The sequence below is a fragment of the Candidatus Methylomirabilota bacterium genome, assembly GCA_036002485.1.
Classification (GTDB): domain Bacteria; phylum Methylomirabilota; class Methylomirabilia; order Rokubacteriales; family CSP1-6; genus AR37.
The window spans coordinates 19,688-39,415 of sequence record DASYTI010000067.1; the positions used below are offsets into that span (position 1 = coordinate 19,688).

The 19,728-nt window shown below is 68.5% G+C and carries 12 protein-coding genes; 7 read left to right on the forward strand and 5 right to left on the reverse strand.

Annotation, left to right across the window (positions count from 1 at the left end):
* Nucleotide 1 precedes the first annotated feature (1 nt).
* Nucleotides 2–1,255, forward strand: a complete 1,254-nt coding sequence (locus VGT00_07230; GenBank protein ID HEV8531189.1) for a response regulator — start codon at nt 2–4, stop codon at nt 1,253–1,255.
* A 206-nt stretch (nt 1,256–1,461) separates the two neighbouring features.
* Nucleotides 1,462–2,301, forward strand: a complete 840-nt coding sequence (locus VGT00_07235) for a sigma-70 family RNA polymerase sigma factor (GenBank protein ID HEV8531190.1) — start codon at nt 1,462–1,464, stop codon at nt 2,299–2,301.
* Nucleotides 2,302–2,429: 128 nt separating this feature from the next.
* Here the strand turns inward: VGT00_07235 and VGT00_07240 are convergent, their stop codons facing one another.
* Together VGT00_07240 and VGT00_07245 are read right to left on the reverse strand one after the other, a co-directional pair.
* Nucleotides 2,430–3,800, reverse strand: coding sequence for a sigma-54 dependent transcriptional regulator (locus VGT00_07240; protein ID HEV8531191.1), 1,371 nt, complete (start codon nt 3,798–3,800; stop codon nt 2,430–2,432).
* A 799-nt stretch (nt 3,801–4,599) separates the two neighbouring features.
* Nucleotides 4,600–5,439: a hotdog fold domain-containing protein gene (locus VGT00_07245; GenBank protein HEV8531192.1), complete on the reverse strand. Its 840-nt coding sequence runs from the start codon at nt 5,437–5,439 to the stop codon at nt 4,600–4,602.
* A gap of 128 nt (nt 5,440–5,567) precedes the next feature.
* Here VGT00_07245 and VGT00_07250 point away from each other — a divergent pair, with 128 nt between their 5' ends.
* Together VGT00_07250 and VGT00_07255 are read left to right on the forward strand one after the other, a co-directional pair.
* Complete coding sequence (locus VGT00_07250) at nt 5,568–7,367, forward strand: hydantoinase B/oxoprolinase family protein (protein HEV8531193.1); 1,800 nt, start codon at nt 5,568–5,570, stop codon at nt 7,365–7,367.
* Nucleotides 7,368–7,369: 2 nt separating this feature from the next.
* The gene (locus VGT00_07255; GenBank protein ID HEV8531194.1) at nt 7,370–9,418 is read left to right on the forward strand and encodes a hydantoinase/oxoprolinase family protein; all 2,049 of its coding nucleotides are present in this window, start codon (nt 7,370–7,372) and stop codon (nt 9,416–9,418) included.
* Between the two features lie 254 nt (nt 9,419–9,672).
* On the opposite strand, the gene VGT00_07260 is transcribed toward VGT00_07255, so the two are convergent.
* Nucleotides 9,673–12,369 carry a GAF domain-containing protein gene (locus VGT00_07260; GenBank protein HEV8531195.1) on the reverse strand — a complete coding sequence of 899 codons (2,697 nt, stop codon included), beginning with the start codon at nt 12,367–12,369 and terminating at the stop codon, nt 9,673–9,675.
* A gap of 130 nt (nt 12,370–12,499) precedes the next feature.
* Nucleotides 12,500–14,806, reverse strand: a complete 2,307-nt coding sequence (locus VGT00_07265) for a transketolase C-terminal domain-containing protein (GenBank protein ID HEV8531196.1) — start codon at nt 14,804–14,806, stop codon at nt 12,500–12,502.
* A 51-nt stretch (nt 14,807–14,857) separates the two neighbouring features.
* On the opposite strand from VGT00_07265, the gene VGT00_07270 reads away from it, so the two are divergent.
* From VGT00_07270 to VGT00_07280, 3 genes are all read left to right on the forward strand, one after another.
* Nucleotides 14,858–15,748: a DMT family transporter gene (locus VGT00_07270; protein HEV8531197.1), complete on the forward strand. Its 891-nt coding sequence runs from the start codon at nt 14,858–14,860 to the stop codon at nt 15,746–15,748.
* Between the two features lie 240 nt (nt 15,749–15,988).
* Nucleotides 15,989–17,053: an ABC transporter substrate-binding protein gene (locus tag VGT00_07275; GenBank protein ID HEV8531198.1), complete on the forward strand. Its 1,065-nt coding sequence runs from the start codon at nt 15,989–15,991 to the stop codon at nt 17,051–17,053.
* Between the two features lie 27 nt (nt 17,054–17,080).
* Nucleotides 17,081–18,121 carry a substrate-binding domain-containing protein gene (locus VGT00_07280; GenBank protein ID HEV8531199.1) on the forward strand — a complete coding sequence of 347 codons (1,041 nt, stop codon included), beginning with the start codon at nt 17,081–17,083 and terminating at the stop codon, nt 18,119–18,121.
* A 133-nt stretch (nt 18,122–18,254) separates the two neighbouring features.
* Here the strand turns inward: VGT00_07280 and VGT00_07285 are convergent, their stop codons facing one another.
* Nucleotides 18,255–19,694 (reverse strand): DUF222 domain-containing protein, encoded by a 1,440-nt coding sequence (locus VGT00_07285; GenBank protein ID HEV8531200.1) that lies wholly within the window; start codon nt 19,692–19,694, stop codon nt 18,255–18,257.
* Between the last annotated feature and the right edge of the window lie 34 nt (nt 19,695–19,728).

Here is a 19,728-nt window from a genome sequence, read left to right on the forward strand (position 1 = left end):
GATGGCCAAGCCCCGGGCCCTTCTCGTCGAGGATGATCCGAGCGTGCGGAGCACGCTCACCGAGCTGCTCCAGCATGCCGGTTTCGAGGCCGATGCCGTCGGGAGCGCGGCCGAGGCCCGGCGCCACGTCGCCGACCATGCCCCGGACTTGGCCGTCCTCGATCTCGTGCTCCCGGACTCCGACGGCGTCACCCTCCTCTCGGACCTGCGCTCGGGCAGCCCAGAGCTCCGCGCCATCATGGTCACGGGTCATACGGATCCGCGCAGCATCGTGGCCGCGATGCGGGGTGGAGCCCTCGACTATCTGCCCAAGCCGGTAGACCCCGAGGTCTTCATGCGCCTCTGCCGCTCAGCGGTCGCCGACACCGCCGGGACGTCAGGGACCGCGGCCGTCGAGGCCCTGGTGGGAGGCTCCCCCTGGACCACCCGCATGAAGCAGACCATCGAGCGGCTGGCCCGGACCCGTCCGGCGGGCGCGCTCGTGAGCGGTGAGCCCGGGGCCGGCAAGACGCACCTGGCGCGTGTGCTTCACACCGCCATGGGCCGGAGCGCCCATCCGTGTCTCGTGTACGCCTGCGGCGACTCGGCCAATCCCTCGGTGGATCTCTTCGGTGTCGCCACGACCTCGGAAGGCGGGCTGGCCACGGCCGTTCAGGGCGGCACCTTGATCCTCGACGATGTCGAGAAGCTCGACGCGCGCCTGCAGGAGCGGCTGACGAACTGGATCGCCTCGCTGGCCGAGGCCTCCGGCAGAACACCGCTCGTGATCGGTCTCACCACGGGCATGCGCAGGGACGCCCCCCTCCTCGACTCGCTCGGTCGGGTGGCGCTGGGCATTTCTCCGCTGCGTGAGCGGACCGCCGATATCGAGCCTCTCGCGCGCCACTTCCTGGCCCAGAGCGCGGCAACGCTCGGCAGGCCCTTCGAAGGCTTCACGCGCGGGGCGATACACCGGCTCATCGGCCATGTGTGGCTGGGAAATGTCCGCGAGCTCGCGCAGGCCGTGGCCCAGGCCGCCCAGGCCATGCCGGGCGGCGCCCTGCACGCCGACCACTTCCTCGCGGCCGAGCGTGGCTCTTCTGGGCCCGCCTGGGCTCCTACCGGTGAGCCGCGGCCGCTTCGTGAGATAGAGGACGCGTACATCGATCACGTGATCGGGCTCTGCGGCGGCAACAAGACCCGCGCCGCTAAGATCCTGGGGGTGGCGCGCGAGACTCTTCGCATCCGGCTGACCGCTCGGCACTCTCCCGCCTGATCGCCACTCAGCTCGAAACCCGGGCAGCGTCTCGGCTTGTCGGACGGGTACTTCCGGAATTCTTCCCGCCCTATTTCGGCAACGATTGCCGGAATCCGGGCTGTCAGCGAGGAAACAGCGAATCCCGTCAACAAGTTGGACTGCCTGGAATACAGCTTGCTCTAAGGTGGAGGTATGAGACACCCAACGCCGCCAAGGAGCCGCCAATGAAAGCCGTGAGCCAGACCTATCGCTGGCCTTTCGAAACCGCGGGAAGGGCCGTGAACCGCGAGGAAGTGGATGCCGCCTGGATCGCCTATAGGACAAACCCTTCGGGCGAGGCCAGAGACGTGATCGTCGAACGGTACATCCACCTGGTGCGCTACATGGCCCGGCGGCTGGGGCGGGCACTGCCGCCCTCGGTCGACCCTGACGACCTCGTGGGCGCGGGCCTCGAGGGCTTTCTGGGGGCGGTCGACCGCTTCGATCCCGAGCAGGGAACGGACTTCAGCGTCTACGCGCTCACGCGGATCCGTGGAGCCATGGTGGACTTCGTCCGCGAGATCGATCCGGTGGGACGCACCACGCGCCGGCGCCTCCGCGAGGCGGGGCGCGCCGTCGCGGCGCTCGAGCAGGACCGCGGCCATGAGATCTCGGATGCCGAGGCCGCCGAGCATCTGGGACTGTCCATGGATCGTTACCACGAGCTGATGACCTTCCAGGCCGCAGGCTCTCCCCTCTCGCTCGAGCGGCTCGAGGGAGGCGACGAGGACAATCGCGGCGCGGCCGCGCACGGGCGCCTCGCCGACCACTCGGAGGGGGATGCCTTGGGCCACGTCCTCGACTCGGAGCGCGCGTACGACGTTGCCGCGCTGGTCAGCGGGCTTCCGCGAGGACAGCAGCTTGTGCTCCAGCTCTACTACGTGGAGGACCTCAACTTCCGAGAGATCGCCATGATCATGGACATCTCGGAGTCGCGCGCCACCCAGCTCCACACGGCCGCCGTCCAGGCCCTCCGCTCGGGTCGCGACTGCCTCGAGACGGTCAGCACGCTGGCGCTCGCCTAGGACTCCATCCCAGTAGTCTCCCTGCCCTCGCGAGCAAGAACGTGCCATTTCGAGCGCCGGCTCCGCCGGCTCAATCTGCTTTTGGGGGGAGGCTTCGGAAGGGGGGCGGAGCCCCCCTCCGAGCTAACCTAGCCCGCGGGCGGGCTATAGGTCTTGAGCTTGTTGTAGAGCGTCTTCGGGTCCACGCCCAGGACCTTCGCCGCCTGCGTCCGATTCCCGCCGACGTGCTTCAGCACCTTCAGGATATGTCGGCGCTCGACCTCGTCGAGGGGGGGCAGCCCTCCCTCCGCATCCGGAGGCGGATTCGGCAGATGGAAGGCCACCTCTTCGGCCGTGATCTCTTCTCCCGCCGCCATCACGGCCAGACGCTCGATCATGTTGCGGAGCTCTCGGACATTGCCGGGCCAACGGTGACTGGTGAGCACCTTGATGGCCTCGGGGGTGAAGCGGATCGCGCGCCCGCGCGGCTGCGCCACCCGCTGGGCGAAATAGCGGATGAGCATCGGAATGTCCTCGACGCGCTCGCGGAGCGGCGGCACCTCGATGAGCACGACCCCCAGGCGGAAATAGAGATCGTGACGGAAATCGCCGGCCGCCACCGCCTGATCGAGCCGCTTGTTGGTGGCGGCGATGATCCGCACGTCCACGTGGAGGGTGCGATTGCCGCCCAGGCGCCTGATCTCCCCGCTGTCGAGGGTGCGGAGGAGCTTGGCCTGCATGGCCTGGCTCATCTCCGCGACCTCGTCGAGGAAGAGCGTCCCGTCGTGGGCGAGCTCGAGGAGGCCTTGCCGCTGGCCCGCCGCCCCCGTGAAGGAGCCCTTCTCGTGACCGAAGAGCTCGGACTCGAGCAGCTCGTCGAGCAGCGCCGCGCAGTTGATGGCGAGAAATGGCTGATCGCGTCGATCGCTGGTCCGGTGAACGTAGCGAGCGGCCAGCTCCTTGCCGCTGCCGCTCTCGCCCTGGATGAGGACGTGGGAGCGGGAGTGACCCGCCCGGGTCAGGAGCTCACGCAGCCGCTCGATGGCCCGGCTCTGGCCCTGCATGGCCGGCTCGGGCTCATGCTGCAGGACGACGCGCCGGAGGGCCCGGTTCTCGTGACGGAGCCGGCGGTGCTCAGCGGCCCGGGCCACGACTTCGTAGAGCTCGCTCAGCCGGAAAGGCTTGGTGACGTAGTCGAAGGCGCGGAGCTTGAGCGCCTCGATGGCCGTCTCGACCTCGGCGTATCCGGTGACAATGATGACTTCGGCGTCATAGCCTTCGGCCCGCATGGCCTGCAGGACCTGGATGCCGTCCTTGCGGGGCATGCGCAGGTCCATGAGGACGACATCGAACTCCTCCCGGGCGAGGGTCCGGAGGGCGGCCTCGCCGTCCCGGGCGGCGCTGACGACATACCCCTTGCGCTCGAGCCCGGTGACGACCGTGTCTGACAGGGCAGGGTCGTCTTCCACAACCAGCAGCCGGGTCGCTTTGACCGCGCTCTCTACGACTTCGCTTTCCATGCGTATCGGGCAGCCTTTGGGATCGACGACGGGCGTAGCATGCCGGGCGGTCCCCCTGGGGAGATCGCGACAACCGGCCCGGAGAGTATGACGCAACCCCCCGAAATGTCAAACGTTCCTCGAAGTCTCCGGAAGGAGACTGGAGCGGCCGATAACTCGGGCATGGCCGACGAGAAGCACGAGACACCGGACCCGGTCAGGGGCCCGGGAGACCGAGATTCTGACGGACTCCTCCCCGTGAGATTCCTCCGCGTGGTCGATGCCCGGCGGCGGCTGGTCCAGGGCTGGCTCACCCCCCAGCCCGAGCTCATCGCCCGAGCCTTGATCCTCCGCGCCGCGCTCGACTGAGCAGCGCCCTCAGCCCGCGCTCAGCAAGCCAGGGAATCCAGGGGGCGAAGTCGCCTGCCCTTCTCGTCCCCGCTTGAGCTCGCCCAGAATCTGGCCATCCACCGACGCGAGCTCGCCCTGGGAAACCCGCAGCAGCCATCGCTGGCCACACGAGCAATCGAAGACCACGGTGCACTGGCATCCGCCGCGGGCCCCCATGGGCACGTGTATGCGATGGAGGCGGAGACCATGCGAGCCGGCGCACTCGCGAAATCGACCCGTATGATCCTGTGCCTCCAGCGTCGCGTTCGAAGGCCGTGCTCTGCTCATGCCTCTCAGAGGAGCAAGAGCCGTTCCACCCTCTATCTGCCTGATCTTACGATCCTAGGCGCACAGGAAGCTGACGGCACCCCGCAAAGCCGCCCCAAAATTGGCAGGAAAGCTGCCGAGGCCCGGCATGCGGTTTTGAGTCTCAGGCGGGGCGGAGCTGGTAGATCGCGACGTGTCGAATGGCGGCCACGGGGCGTGATCCGTGACTGACCAGGAGCAGGTCGAGCTCGACGAACTGATGGCCCTTCTTCTCGAAGAGCCTTTGGACACGCCCGCGCATGCCGAGCCGCTCGCCCACGCGCGCCACGCTCCAGTGACTCCCCTGGCTCTCGACGTGGATCCAGGGGCTCACCCGCACATTGCCACTGAGCGCTTTGTTGGCCAGATCCAGGTACGTGCCCGGATGCGCCGGAGCCTCGGGCCCGCGATAGAGCGCCAGCGTCTCGCCAAAGCGAGCGAGGTACATGGCGGCGCTCTCGGGCGTGAGATGAAGCTCCGGCGTACCCAGGACCCGGAGGCCTTCGAGGTGCGCCCGGCACACCTGCGGTCGCTCGACAGGCAGCGCAGCCGTCGCGTAGGTCTCGGCATCGGGGGGGTGCGGGCGCGGCGCGCGCGACAAGCTCATCTGGGCTGAGCCGCATATCTCACCCACCGCGTTGTGCGCCACGGCCTCGATGCTCACGTGGTCGCCCGTCCGCGACGTGACCCGCGCGCGGATGACGGCCGGCTCGTCGAAATAGATGGGCTTGGCGAAGCGCGTCCGAAAACTCCCGCCCTCGAGCCATTCCGCCCCCAGCGCCTCGACCACGGGATGCGTGAGCCAGCCATAGACGGTGACGCCGGGAACGAGACCGCCCTTGAAGCCGTACTGCCGGGCCACGGTGTCCTCGTGAATCTTGTTCTCGCGTGGCTCGGTCGGCTCTGGCGCGCTCACGTGGAACTCGGGCAGCGCCGTGCCGGGAGTCAGGGCGTCGAAGCTCATGGCAAGGAGAGACTACCCAGCGGCTCGCTCGAGAGCAAGGCCGGGGAGCGAGCGGTTGCTGCGTCGGGAGCCGGGGTGATGTACAGTCGCGGAGAAGCTCTCGATCCCCTGCGTCACCGGGAGGTACTATGGCGCTCGACCGAATCACCGTCTCCGTCATCCAGCATCGCCTCGAATCCATCGTCCAGGAGATGGGCGAAGCCATGCTGCGCACGGCGTATTCGCAGATCCTGAACTCGAGCCGCGACTTCTCGACGGCCGTCTTCGACGGCCAGGGCCGACTGGCCGCCCAGGCCGAGCATGTGCCCATCCATGTCGGCGCGCTCCCGTGGGCGGTCACGGCCATCACCACCGACTTCGCCGGGCGCATCCGTCCCGGGGACATGTACCTGCTCAATGATCCGTACCACGGCGGCAATCACCTGCCCGACCTGACCGTGCTCCTGCCCGTCTTCGTGGGCGAGCGCCTGGCCTTCTGGTCCATCAACCGCGCCCACCAGAGCGACATCGGCGGCGCCACCCACGGCGCCTACAATCCCGGCGCCACGGAGATCTGGCAGGAGGGCCTCCGCATCCCTCCCCTCAAGCTCTACGACGCCGGCACCCTGCGGGACGACGTCATGAACATGGTGGCCACCAATGTCCGCCACCCGCGCGACTTTCTGGGCGATCTCCGAGCCATGATGGGCTCCGCGCGGGTCGGCGAGCGGCGACTTCTCAAGCTGGTGGACGAGTACGGCATCGAGATGTCGACCCTGGCCGTGGGCGAAGTGCTCGACTCCGCCGAGCGGCAGAGTCGCGCGTGCATCCGGCAATGGAAGGACGGCGTGTACCGGGGCCTGTCCATTCTCGACGACGACGGCCACGGCATCGAGGACATCAAGCTCCGCGCCACCGTCACCAAGAAGGGCGACAGTCTCATCGTGGATCTGACGGAGTGCGACCCTCAGGTCATCGGCTTTGTCAACTCGTCCTACCCGAACACGATGTCGGCGGTGCACATGGCCCTGGCGTATCTCATCGATCCACGCATCCCGAAGAACGAGGGCACCTTCCGGCCCGTCGAGGTCAAGGCGAAGCAGGGCACCATCGTGTGGCCGTATCCGCCGGCCCCGGTGACGCTCGCGACCAACCATTGCGCTCAGGAGGTTGCCGAAGCGGTGATCAAGGCGCTGGCGGGCGCCTGTCCCGAGCGCGCCCTCGCGGGGTGGTCGCGTCGCTTCCGCATCGCCATCTCCGGCAAGAACCCGCGCAGCGGGCGTCCCTTCATCTGGCATCTCTTCCACGCGCGCGGGGGCGGCGGCGCCTCGTCCGCGGGCGACGGATGGGAGACTGCGGGAGAGGGCCAGGCGGCCGGGGGGATCAAGTTCGGCAGCGTGGAAGTGGCCGAGGCGCGCTTCCCTCTGTTCTTCAAGAACCACGAGTTCCGGCCGGATTCGGCGGGCGACGGCCGCTTTCGTGGCGGCGTGGGGTCGGTCCTCGAGCTGCGCATGGAGACGACGGAGCCGGCGCGCGGCAATACCGCGGGCGACGGGGTGCGCCATCCCTCCTACGGCCTCCTCGGCGGCAAGGACGGGCTTCCTCACCGCTACGTGATGGTTGCGGGCGGCAAGCGGCGCGTGCTCAAGACCAAGGAGGCGGGCGTCCCGATTCCCCCGGGCGCCGTCTTCGACATCGTCTCCGCGGGGGGCGGCGGATGGGGCAAGCCTGTCCGGCGCGATCCTGAGGCGCGCGCGGCCGATCTCGAGAACGGCTTCGTGACGCGTAGGGGGAGTGCGGGGGCCATATCTAGGCCCCCGCAGACGAATGATAGTCGGGTCAAGAATCTCTACGCGAAGTCTCGGACGGCGGGGGCCATGTCGAGGCCCCCGCAGACGAATGATCGACGGGCTCGAAATCGCAACGCGAAGTCTCGGATGGGACGCTAGCCATGTACCGCATCGGGATAGACGTGGGGGGAACCTTCACGGATCTGGTGGCGGTGGACCCGGACGGACGAGTCACCATCGCCAAGGCCACCTCGACGCCCGAGGACCAGTCGCTCGGTGTCGTGGAAGGACTGACGCTGCTTGCCCGCGAGCTCGGCCTCGATCTCCACGGGCTGCTGGGGGCCACCGACCTCGTCGTCCACGGCACCACGGTGGCGACCAATGCCCTCCTCGAGCGCAAGGGCGCCGCGGTGGGCATGCTCACCACCGAGGGGCACCGCGACATCATCGAGATGCGCGAGGGGCTCAAGGACGACCGCTACAACCTGCGCATGCCGCCCCCCATCCCTCTCGTGCCTCGCGCGCGCCGGCTGGGCGTGAGGGAGCGGATTCGCTTCGATGGCAAGGTCGCCACGCCGCTCGATCGCCGCTCGCTCGAGGCCGGCGTCGGGAAGCTCAAGCGGGCCGGCATCGCCTCGGTTGCCGTGTGCTACCTGCACGCCTATGCCAACGCCCGCCACGAGCAAGCCACGCGGCGCGCCCTCGAGCGACTCATGCCCGGCGTCTACATCTCGCTGTCGTCCGAGGTCCTGCCCCAGATCAAGGAGTACGAGCGCTTCGGCACCACCGTGGTCAATGCCTATGTCGGCCCTATCCTCGGCGCCTATCTCGGCCGGCTCGAGCAGAGGCTCCGCGGGGCAGGCTATGCCCGGGACATCCTCATCATGCAATCCCACGGTGGGGTGGCGGGCGTGGCCGACTCCGTACGGCTGGCCGCCGGGGCGGTGCTCTCGGGACCGGCGGGCGGCATCGCCGGCGGTCGCCATGCCGCGCGGGTGCTCTCCCACGGCGAGCTGATCACCTTCGACATGGGCGGCACCTCGACGGACATCGCGCTCCTCCAGGGCGGCGAGCCGCAGCTCACGGGCGACAAGGCGGTGGGACCGAGCAAGGTGGCCCTGCCCGCCATCGACATCCACACCCTGGGCGCGGGTGGCGGCTCCATCGCGCGGGTGGACGAAGGCGGCATCCTGCACGTCGGACCCGAGAGCGCCGGGGCCGTGCCGGGCCCCGCCTGCTATGGACTCGGCGGGACCGCGGCCACGGTCACCGACGCCAATGTCGTGCTGGGCTTCCTCGACCCTGCCAATTTCCTCGGCGGGCGCACGCGCCTTGAGACCGCTCGAGCTGAGGCCGCCGTTGCCGCCATCGCGTCGCGACTGGGTACCCTGCCCGTGGCCGCGGCCGAAGGCATCCAGCGCGTGGTGAACACCAACATGGCCGAAGGCATCCGCATCGTCTCCGTGCGGCGCGGCGCCGACCCGCGACGTTTTGCCCTCCTGGCCTTCGGGGGCGCGGCGGGCCTCCATGTCACCGAGGTCGCACGCATGCTCGAGATCTCGCGAGTGGTGGTTCCCCGGGTCGCGGCCGTGCTCTCGGCCTGGGGCATGCTCGCCACCGATCTGCGCCACGAGCTCGTGCGGACGCATGTCGGTGAAGCGCGCAAGGTGGGCGGGGCGCGGCTTCGCGCGCTGTTTGCCGAGATGGAGGCGCGCGGGCGGGCGCGGCTGGGGCAGGATGTGCCGGGCCACGTGGACGTGCGCCGCGCCGTGGACATGCGCTACGGCGAGCAGACCTTCGAGATCACCGTCCCGCTGGAGGGTGTAGACGTGAATGCTCCGGACCTGATGGACCAGGTCATCGACCGCTTCCACAAGCGCCACGAGGAGCTCTACACGTATAGCGCGCCCGGACAGGACGTGGTGCTGGTCAACGCCCGGCTCGCCGTGGTGGGCACGCTTGGGAATCCGCCCGCCGATCGTCCGGTCGAACTCGGGCCCGGCGCGAGCGCGCCGCCACGGAGTCGCCTCGTGTACCTCGGGCGCTGGGCGGAAGTACCGGTCTACGACTTCGAGGCCGCGCGGCCCGGGCTCGAGGTCAAGGGGCCCGCGATCTTCGAGTCGGCTACGACCACGGTGGTCCTGCGCCAGGACGACCGCGCGATCGTCACGCCGCGCGGCTGGCTAGACATCAAGGTCTCAGGCACCTGACGAGGAACGCACCAGGCGGCTCAAAAAGGCCCAGCTGCGAGGCGGCGCCCGGCCGTTCGAGTTGAGCGGCGGCCCCTGGCCGTCTCGAGACGAGAGCTGAGTTGATCCGCACGCGAGGCGTACTCTCTGTACGTTGAGCGTGCAGCCGAAGGTGCCGTCTTATGGTTGGCTGGTGTGGATGGTCTTGGCTGAGCGGTAGGGTCTCTTCGCACAAGCGCTCATCGCCGCAGATGGGCCTTTATCGGTCGCCGGCGCTAGCTGATGGCGCCGTCGAGAGCTGAGCGCGCCGCCTGAAGGAGCCCGTCGACCGAGAAGGGCTTTTTCAGGAAGACGCCGGGGACCGAGGCTTCCCCTTCACGCACGACCGGATCGTCCGTATAGCCGGACATGTAGACCACGCATAGATCGGGGCGCACAGGGGCCAGGGTCTCGGCGATTTCGCGCCCCGTCATGCGTGGCATGACCATGTCCGTAACCAGGAGCTGGATCTCATCAGTGTGCAGGCTCCACAGCCGCATGGCCTCGGCCGGCTCCGCCGCCTCGAAAACCCGGTAGCCCGCGCTCCGGAGCACGTCTCGCGCGAGCTCGCGGACCGCCTCCTCGTCCTCGACGAGGAGTATGGTTTCGCGCCCCGCCGGCCCCCGCTCGATGACCAGCGGAGCTTCGGGCTCTGCCACCGCCGCCGCCACGGACGGCAGGTAGATGTCAAACACGGTACCGCGCCACTGCTCGCTGGCCACTGCGATGTAGCCGTCATGCTGCTTCACGATGCCGTACACCGTGCTGAGACCGAGCCCGGTCCCCTTCCTGGGCTCCTTGGTCGTGAAGAAGGGCTCGAAGATCTGTGCCTGCACGGCGGCATCCATGCCCTGGCCATTGTCCCGCACGCTGAGCTGGACAAATGATCCCGGATGCGAGCCCGGGTTCTTCCGCATGAAGGTCTCCCCCAGCTCCACCTTCGCCGTCGAGAGCGTGAGGCGTCCGCCCTTGGGCATGGCGTCGCGGGCATTGACGGCGAGGTTGATCAGAACCTGCTCGATCTGGCCCCGGTCGGCCTTGACGCGCGCGAGAACGGGGTCGAGCACCGTCACGAGCTCCACGTCCTCGCCGATGAGCCGCCGCAGCATCACCTCCGTGTCGGTGACCACGACGTTAAGATCGAGCACGGAGCGTTGAAGCATCTGGCGCCGGCTGAAGGCAAGGAGCTGGCGCGTCAGCCCAGCTGCGCGATCCGCCGTCTTGTGGATGAGATCGACATCGCGACGGTACGGGCTATCGGCCGGGAGGCGCTCCAAGAGGAGCGTGCTGCGTCCGCTGATGACCGTGAGCAGGTTGTTGAAGTCGTGCGCCACCCCGCCTGCGAGCCGCCCGATGGCTTCCATCTTCTGGGCCTGACGGAGCTGGGCCTCCCGATCGTGAAGCGCCCGCGCGGCCGTCTCCGTCTCGGCCCGGGCCCGCTTCTCGCCCTCGAAGGCGCGGGCATTTGCGATGGCGATGGCCGCGTGGTCGGACAGCCGCTTGAGGATGGACTCGTCGTGGTCGGTGAAGACGCGCGTGCTCCGCTGGTCGACGTAGAGGAGACCCTCCACGCGGCCTTCGATGCAGATGGGCACCACCATGGCGGCCAGCGCCGCCTCGGCCCGGGCCACCTCGTGGAAGGTGGAGGACACGCGGGGATCGTGAAGATAGTCCTCCGTACGGAACGGACGTCCGGTCTCGAAGGCTATCCCTCCCGCTCCGATGCCGGGAAGGACGCGCAGGTCGCGCCAGCCCTCGTACCGGGCGTCGGGCCAGTAGCAGAAGCGCATCGCGCTCTGATCGTCCCCGTCCTCGCGAAGGGCGATCCGGACCAGATCGGAGCGGCAGAGCTCCCGGGCGCCCTCCCCCACGCGCTGGAGGGTCGTGTCCAGATCGAGGGCCGCGGAGAGGCTCCGCGCGACATCGTCGAGCACCTCGGCCTCCCGACGCCGCTGCTCGGCCTCGCCGTAGAGGCGGGCATTCTCGAGGGCCAGGGCGGCCTGGTCGGCGAAGGCCTCGAGGATGGCGATATCGGTCGTGGTGAACACGCGCCCGAGCTTGTCGGCGATCATGAGGGAGCCCGTGATCTCGCCCTTGACCCGGAGCGGAACGGCCAGGAGCGCGCGATCGCCCGTGATCTCGACCCCGCGGCGGTGCTGCTCCGGGAGACGGATGGACGGATCACTCAAGACATCGGACACCCAGACCGGCTTGCCCTGGATCGTGGCCTGGCCCACCACGCCCGCTCCCGGTGGAAAGGTGTCCTCTTTGCCCCCGGGAGTGAGGCGGCCGCCCCAGGCCACCGACTTGAGCGAGCCGTCCGGCAGACGGCGCCGCAGACGGGAAAACGAGCCACCGAGAAGCGCGAGCACCCCATTGACGATGCGCGCGCCGACTTCGGCCTCATCGAGGCTTTCCGCCAACCCCCGCGCGACCGCGGCCAGCGCCTCGGCCTCGCGCCGGCGGCGCTCCGCCTCGCCGAAGAGCCGCGCGTTCTTGATGGCGAGAGCAGCCTGGGCGGCGAAGAGATCGATATCTTCCCGCTCCTCCTCCGTGGGCTGGGCACCCGTGGGGAGCGAGACGTTCAGGATGCCGAGCACGTCGTCGCCGTCGAGGAGCGGGACGCCGTAGAAGACCGTCAGGTCACGTCCGGCGTACCAGGCGACGTCGACGAAGCGCGGGTCGCTTCGCACGTCCAGGATCAGAAGCGGCTGGCGTGACCTGGCCACGACCTCGCTGAGGCCAGTACCGAACGGGATGATGCGGGGCCGGCCCGCCATGATGCCCGGGGCCCGGGCGAGCCGGTATCCCCCAGCCTCTCGGTCCACGAGCCGCACGAGGCAGACGCCGTCCGGCCTCACGGCGGTAACGGCGGCGGTGATCTCGGCCAGCACGGCCTCCAGATCGAGCGCACCCGCGATGGCTCGAAGCACGGAGGCAAAGTGCCGATGGCGGGGGTCCCTTGTCCTGGGCTCGGCTCCTGCCTGACCGTTCACGGACTCCATCGACATGGTCATCGGCAGTCACGAGGCGGAATCGGAGAGTGCCCCGTGACGCAAAGGCCTATCGCGCGAGGAGAATCCGCGCGGCGCGCGCGATGCCGGCGCCGTCGATACCGTAGTGGGCGTAGAGGTCCGGGCGGCTGCCCGATTGACCGAAGTGATCGACTCCGAGCGGGATCTGGGGCACGCCGAGCGCCGAGCCCAGGAAGGCGAGGCCATGGGAATGCCCATCCAGGACCGAGACGATGGGCACTCCCTCCTCCTCCGACGTGACGAGCTGCTCGAGATAGGGGCGTGACGCGCGCAGGCCCCGGTAGAGACGATCCGGGCTCGTCACCACGAAAAGGCTGGCCAAGATGCCCTCGGCGCGCAGGGCGCGGGCGGCCTCCATCGCCTCGGGCACCATGACCCCGGCCGCGAAGAGGCTCACGGCATTGTCTTCCGCATCCCATCCCGCCTCGGCTCGCGCGTCGATGAGCCGGTAGCCTCCGCGAAGAACCTGAGCGCGGTACTCGTCGGACGGCGGCGGGGCCAGAGATTGCGCGACGGGCTTGGTGGAGAGCCGCACATAGAGGCTCTCGCCACCCTCCCGGTCCAGCAGAGCGCGCAGCCCCTCGAGCAGGACCCACTCGACTTCGAGCGCGAAGGCGGGCTCGTAGTAGACGAGGGCGGGAAGCGCGATGCCAATGCCGGGCGTGATCACCGACTGGTGCGCCCCGCCCTCGGGCGAGAGGCTCACGCCGGAGGGCGTGGCCGCCACGATGAAGCGGCCTCCCGCGTACAGGGCATGGTAGAGCGCATCGAGCCCCCGCGTGACAAAGGGGTCGTAGAGAGTACCGATGGGTAGGAGCGGCACTCCCGAGAGCTCCGGGGCAAGGCCGAAGGCTCCCAGGGCCAGGAAGAGATTGTGCTCGGCGATGCCCAGCTCGACGTGCTGGCCGCGCGGCGACTCTCGCCAGGGCACGGCTTGCGGCACGTCGGCGAAGAAGTCCGGCTTCGCCGTTGGGGAATAGACGCCGGTGCGGGTGATCCAGGCGCCGAGGTGGGTCGTCACCGCCACGTCGGCCGAAAGGGTAACGACGTGCGCGCCCACGGGCAAGCGCGCCAGCCGGGACAGGGCGCGGCCGAAGGCCTCCTGGCTCGAGGAAGTCTCCGGGTAGCGCTCGTCGAGCGTTGCGGGCAGCTCCGGCGCCTCCACGCGGCGACCCGGCGCTCGGAAGGGAGCGGGGCGCTCACGGATCCATCGACCCTCGGGACTCGAATCCGGAAAGCGGTCCCACTCCGCGCCAGGCTTCACGCCGAGCGAGTCGCGAAGCGCCTCCATCTGAGTCGCGGTCAAGAGCGCGCCATGATTCATGGGATCGCCCGCCATGGGCAATCCCCAGCCCTTGATCGTCTGGGCGAGCACGACGCAAGGCTGTCCCGGGTGACGCCTGGCCTCGGCGAAGGCCTCCAGGATCTTGATCATGTCATGACCGCCCACGTCGGCGATGGCGGCCTGCAGCATCTCGTCCGAGAGATCAGTCACGGCCCGGTCGATCTCGGCGGACAGCTCTCCGTCGGGCAGCGTGGCGAGCGCCTTGCGTACGGAGCCCGCCGGCTTTCGCAGGAGGGCCTGGTACTCGGCACTGGACATCGCGTCGAGTCGCTGTCGCAGGGGCGGGCCGCCGGGCCGTGAGAAGAGAGTCTCGAGGCGGCACCCCCAGCGCAGCTCGATCACGTGCCAGCCCGCGGCGGCGAACCACTGCGCGAGCTGGCGCGGCCGCGCGTCGGGCGTGAGGCGATCGAGGCTCTGTCGATTGACGTCCACCATCCACAGGACATTTCCGAGCCCACCGAGCGGCTCCTCGAGGAGTGCTTCCCAGACATTGCCTTCGTCGAGCTCCGCGTCGCCCACCACGGCGATGAAGCGCTCGGGCGAGCGCACCTGCCAGTGGTCCTCGACATAGCGCGAGGCGAGGGCGCCGAAAAGCGTGCTGGCGGCGCCGAGGCCCATGGAGCCGGTCGAGAGATCCACGATGGCGGGGTTCTTGCGGCGGCTCGGATAGGCCTGCAGGCCGCCGAAGACACGCAGGCTCCGGAGATCCTCCGCGGTGAGGCGCCCGCGCAGGTACTCGATGGCATAGAAGGCCGGCGAGCCGTGGGCCTTGGTCGCCACCACGTCGCCCGCGCGGAGCTCCGCGAAGTACAGCGCGGTCATGAGGCTGACCACCGAGGCCGAGGAGGCTTGATGGCCGCCCACCTTGGTGCCGTCGGGATTGGGCCGGGAATTGGCGTGGTGGACCATCAGCGTGGAGAGCCAGAGCACCCGGCGCTGGATTTGCTCGAGCAGGACGGGGTCGGGAGTAGGCACGGGCTCGACGGTCATGGATTCATTACCTTAGCGCATTCCGCCGCGTCTGGTATGGTATCGGCGCCCGTGGATCTCTTCTCCCTTCCCGCCCTGGGCGCGCTCTGCGCGCTGGGATCCGGTCTGACGTGGGCGGTGACGAGCCTGCTCATCCGCACCGTGTGCCCTCCCCTGAGCTCGGTGACGGCGAGCGCGATCCGCGCGCTGCTGGGGGGAAGCCTCCTCCTCGTCTGGGTACTCCTGACGGGCGGCGTGGGGCGGCTGGCCTCGATGGGCGAGACCAACTTCCTGCTGCTCGTGGTCTCCATCGTGCTCGCCATCGCCATCGGCGATGTGCTGTTCTTCGAAAGCCTCCGCTTCATTGGCCTGGCGCGCGCCATGACCGTGTCCATGGTCTATCCGCTCATGAGCGCCGTGATGGCGGCCATCTTCCTCGGCGAGCCGCTGACCGCCCGCATGGGCGTGGGATCGCTGGTGACCGTCCTGGGACTTGCCCTTATCGTGCGCGCCCGTTCCGGTGCGCCGCCTCGCGAGGAGCGCTTCGCGCTCGGAATGGTCGCCGCCATCACGGCGGCCCTGGCCTGGGCGGGATCGCTCCTGGTCCTCAAGCCCGCCATGGGAGCGCTCGATCCCGTCACCGCCCAGGCGGTGCGTCTGCCCCTGGCCGGGGTCGTGCTCCTGGCCACGCCGTGGGGCTGGGAAGCTCCTCGCCACGTGCGGGCGGCGGATCGTGCCACCCTCTGGCGCGTCGTGCTGCTCGGGCTCTTGACCGCGGCGAGCTCCGTCCTCTTCGTGACGGGTATCAAGTGGGCGGAGGTGGCCGTGGCCGCAGTGCTCTCCTCGACCGCGCCCCTCTTCGCCCTGCCGCTGGGGCTCATCTTCCTGCGCGAGCGAGTGACGGGGGTTGCGGTGGCCGGCACGGTGATTACCCTGGCCGGCCTGGCGATCTTGCAGCTCTAGGACCCGCTAGGCAGACCTCGCATATCGTAGATCCCAGGTCTCCAATAGCAACTTTACCCCGCGGAGTAGAGATGGCCGAAATGGCTGGTTTCCCGGACCGATCCTCGTAAACCGTACTTTGGCATCATCGTGCTACCCTCGCCCAATGCTTGATATCTGGCGGTACATAGACCAGCCGAGCTCTAGTTGGGCAGACCAGTGGTGCGCCCCTCGATGAAGACGACTTGGGGGACAGTTATCATGAGACTGCCGATCAGAGGGCTCCCGGTCGTCGCGGCCGTCTTTCTTCTCGTCGCGCCAGGCGCCGCCCACGCGCAGCAGCCGGTGATGCCGGTGATCGGGTTCCTCGGCACCTCGACGGCCGCGGCCTGGGCAGGCTACGTGGCCGGGTTCCGTCAGGGGCTCAGCGAGGCCGGCTATGTCGACGGCCGCAACGTCACGATCGAATTCCGCTGGGCGGAGGGCCGATCCGATCGATTGTCGGCGCTCGCGGCTGATTTGGTCGGCCGTCGGGTGACCGTGGTCGTCACAAGCACTGGAGTGGCTGCGGCGCTTGCCGCGAAGGCCGCGACCCCGACCATCCCTGTCGTTTTCGTGATGGGGGCCGACCCGGTCGAGTTCGGTCTCGTCGCCAGTTTCAATCGGCCGGGCGGCAACCTCACGGGCGTAAGTTTCTTGCTCAATGTGCTCGTGCCGAAACGGCTGCAGGTGCTGCACCAATTGGTGCCGACAACCAGAGCCATCGGCGTGCTCGTTCACCCGAACAACCCCAATGCCGTGTCCGACACGAAAAATGTCGAGGCGGCGGCCCGCGCGCTCCGGCTGCGGACCCATGTCGTGACCGCCCGAACCGAACGCGACTTCGATGCGGCATTCGCCATCGTGATCGCAGATGTGCTCACTGCCGAGCATCGCGAACGAATCGTGGCCCTCGCGACAAGGAATCGGCTACCGGTGATTTCCGAGTTTCGGAACTTCGCTGACTCCGGCGCCCTCCTTACGTATGGTTCCAGCGGGCCCGACGCCGGCCGACGCGCCGCGTACTTTGTGGACAAGATTCTCAAGGGCGCGAACCCCGCCCATCTACCCGTCGAGCAGCCGACCAAGTTCGAGTTGGTCATCAATCTTAGGGCCGCGAAGGCTCTTGGGCTGGCGATCCCGCCGTCGCTACGATTACGGGCGAACCACGTCATAGAGTCAGTTCACGCTGCCCAACATCACGCTGCAGCGGACTGGCCGCTCGCCCTGCTCGCGCCCCGGGCGCTGAGCGGTACGTTCGACGCACGACGAACCAATCGACGGTAACAGCTCCGCTTGAGAGGATAAGCGATGATGAGACGGCGGCTCTTCCTGGCGAGTGCGCTGAGCGCGTTCGGCCTTTCCCAAACGCAAGTGGCTCGCGCCGCGGAACGGCGGACGGCTCAGGTGGCTGAGCCGCTCGTCTGGCCGGTCGTCAGCTTACCGCCGAACGGCATTCGATCCTTCGCCGGTCACACCAACACGGTCGTGGATATCGCCGGCCGGATCGGGACACCACCGAGCCTCGTGATCTTCAGCGAGGGCAATCACTTGATGGTCCTGCTCAGCAAGGACATTGTCGGTGCGTTCGCGACATGGGCCAAAGCACAACCGCACTATGCGGATCTCAACCTGGACAACGTCGTGGTCGTGACCCTGCCGCAGCCGATCGTCGTCCAAATGGTGCGCACGGGCGCAGTCGCGCTCGGCAATCTCACGATCGACTTCACCCGTGCGTCTGGCCTCTACCCTGATATCGTCATGGGTGGACCGGCCCCGCTGCAGGAATTGTACAAACTCGGAGTTCTCCAGCCGCAGGCCCGTTACTTCTCGCGGAATCGCGGCCGCGCGCTGCTTGTCCGCAAGGGCAATCCCCTCCGGATTCGTGGCCTTGCCGACGTGGCGCGTACTGGCGCCCGCGTCGCGCAAGCTGATTCGGTCGAGGCAGGCGCGCGCGCCGGCAACCGCGCCGCGATCGAAGGGCTGGTGGGAAAGCCGGCCGCCGACGCCTTCTTCGCCAATGAGGTCGAGCACTTTCCCGGCCGCCTCGGTATCACTCATCGGGATGTCCCCGAGATGGTCGCGCGTGGCTATGCCGACGTGGGCCTCACGCAGTACCATCTCATTTCATATTGGGCGCGCACCTTCCCCAATCAATTCGTGTTGGTGCCCATCGCGGGAGCGGAGCGATTTCCCGTCAAGATCGCCTTTGGCCGTGTCATTGGCCCGCTGCGCGCCCAGGCGGCGAAGGCGTTCGAGGAATTCTTCTTCAGCCAGGCGAGGGACGTCTATCCTCGATATGATTTCGCGCGGATGACTGACGACGAGTATGGAGCGGTGTTAGCGCTCGATTGATCGATGAGTAATGGAACGAGGCCGCAGCGCCTGTCAGCAAAGATCGACAGCTGAAAGTCGCAGTCCTTGCCGCCTGGTCGATGTCCTTGGCGAGTAGGGCTTGGTCCGCCTGCCAAGGGTCTCAGGTGATCGATCAATGACCGATGAGCAACTCCCGGATATCGGAGGTGGACTGGACCTCAGGATGTCTGTTGAAAGGGCGGCTCACGATCACTGTGCAGGCGGACACGGTCTCGATCTCACGGCCAGCGGGTGGAGGACGTCGATCGCCCACCCCACGTCCAGGCGCTCTCCGAGCCAGCCGGCGCACGCCGTCCGCGCGTCGATGTGAAGGCCCTGGGCGTCGTGACGCGCCCGGAGAAGCTTGATGGGATCGTCGGGGACCCGCGGCAGGTGGCGGCACCTCGGGGAGCGGGCGGCCGTCCGGCCGCCGGAACCGCAGCGCCCCGTCAGGTCCGCGCGCGACCTGATAGCCCTCCTCGTGCACCGCCCGATGATGCCGGCGACACAGCAGGGCGAGGTTGAAGAGGGTGGTCGGGCCGCCGTGGGCCCAATGGCGGAGATGATGCCCCTGGGTGAAGCGCACGCCGCACCCCGGGAAGCGGCAGCAGCCTTGGTCCCGATGGTGGAGGGCACGGCGTAAAGCCGGAGGAATCGTCCGGGTCCGGGCCCCGATCTCCACTAAGCGCCCTTTGTCGTCGTGGCGGATCACCACCCGGCTCGCGTCACACGCCAACCGCCGGGACGTTTCTGCAGAAACGTGAGTACCCCCCTCGAGGACGGACTGGCCTGGGCGCTCCGGATCGGCCAGCACCTGGGCGTCGACGTGGACCACTACCTGGTAGCGCTCACCCGAAGTGCCGGGATCGAGGCCGTGGTGCAGGGCCGTCTCCGCGAGCAGGGCCAGCGCATCCGCCTGCTGCTGATAGACCGGGGGCGTTTCCGCGGAAACGTCCCCGAAACCTGCCGAGGCCCTGGCCCGCTCTCGGGCCCGCTGATAGAGGCTCTCGCGGGCGGCGGCCAGGACTTGCATGACCAGCGCTCCCACCTCCGGCTCGAGCCGCCCCCGCAGCACCACCATGCCGTCCTCGTCCTGATACACGTGCAGGGCTCGCATCGCGTGCCGGCGCTTCGTCTCCCGCGCCTCGGCCCGCCGATCCACGCACCGCCACCCGCGCACGATCCGCTCGACGTGGGCAGCCGTGCCGGCGCGCCCCACCACAAGCAGGCGGGCTTCGGTCTCCGGCGTGGCCACGCGGGTCAGGGCGCGGACCTTGGCGTAGGACAGCTCCCCGCGGCCAAGGGCCTCGGCCAGGAGCGGCAGCGTGCCGAGCGCGCGGGCCACTCGGACCCGCTCCCGGGCCGCGCCCAGGTCGAGCCCCACCCGCCAGGAGAGCCAGGCCGCGCAGGAGCGGAAGCCCGTGTTCCAGCCGCCGCGGGCGTCGAATGCTCGGATCAGCTCGAGCAGGCGCGCGGTGGCGGCGTCGAGATGGGCGGACAGCTCGGCGATCTCGTCGCCGAGTCGGTCCAGCGCCGAAACAGGTTGCTGAGTAGATAGCGAATGGATCTGCATGGGGAGACCCTCCTGTTGAAACAACTCTATCCCC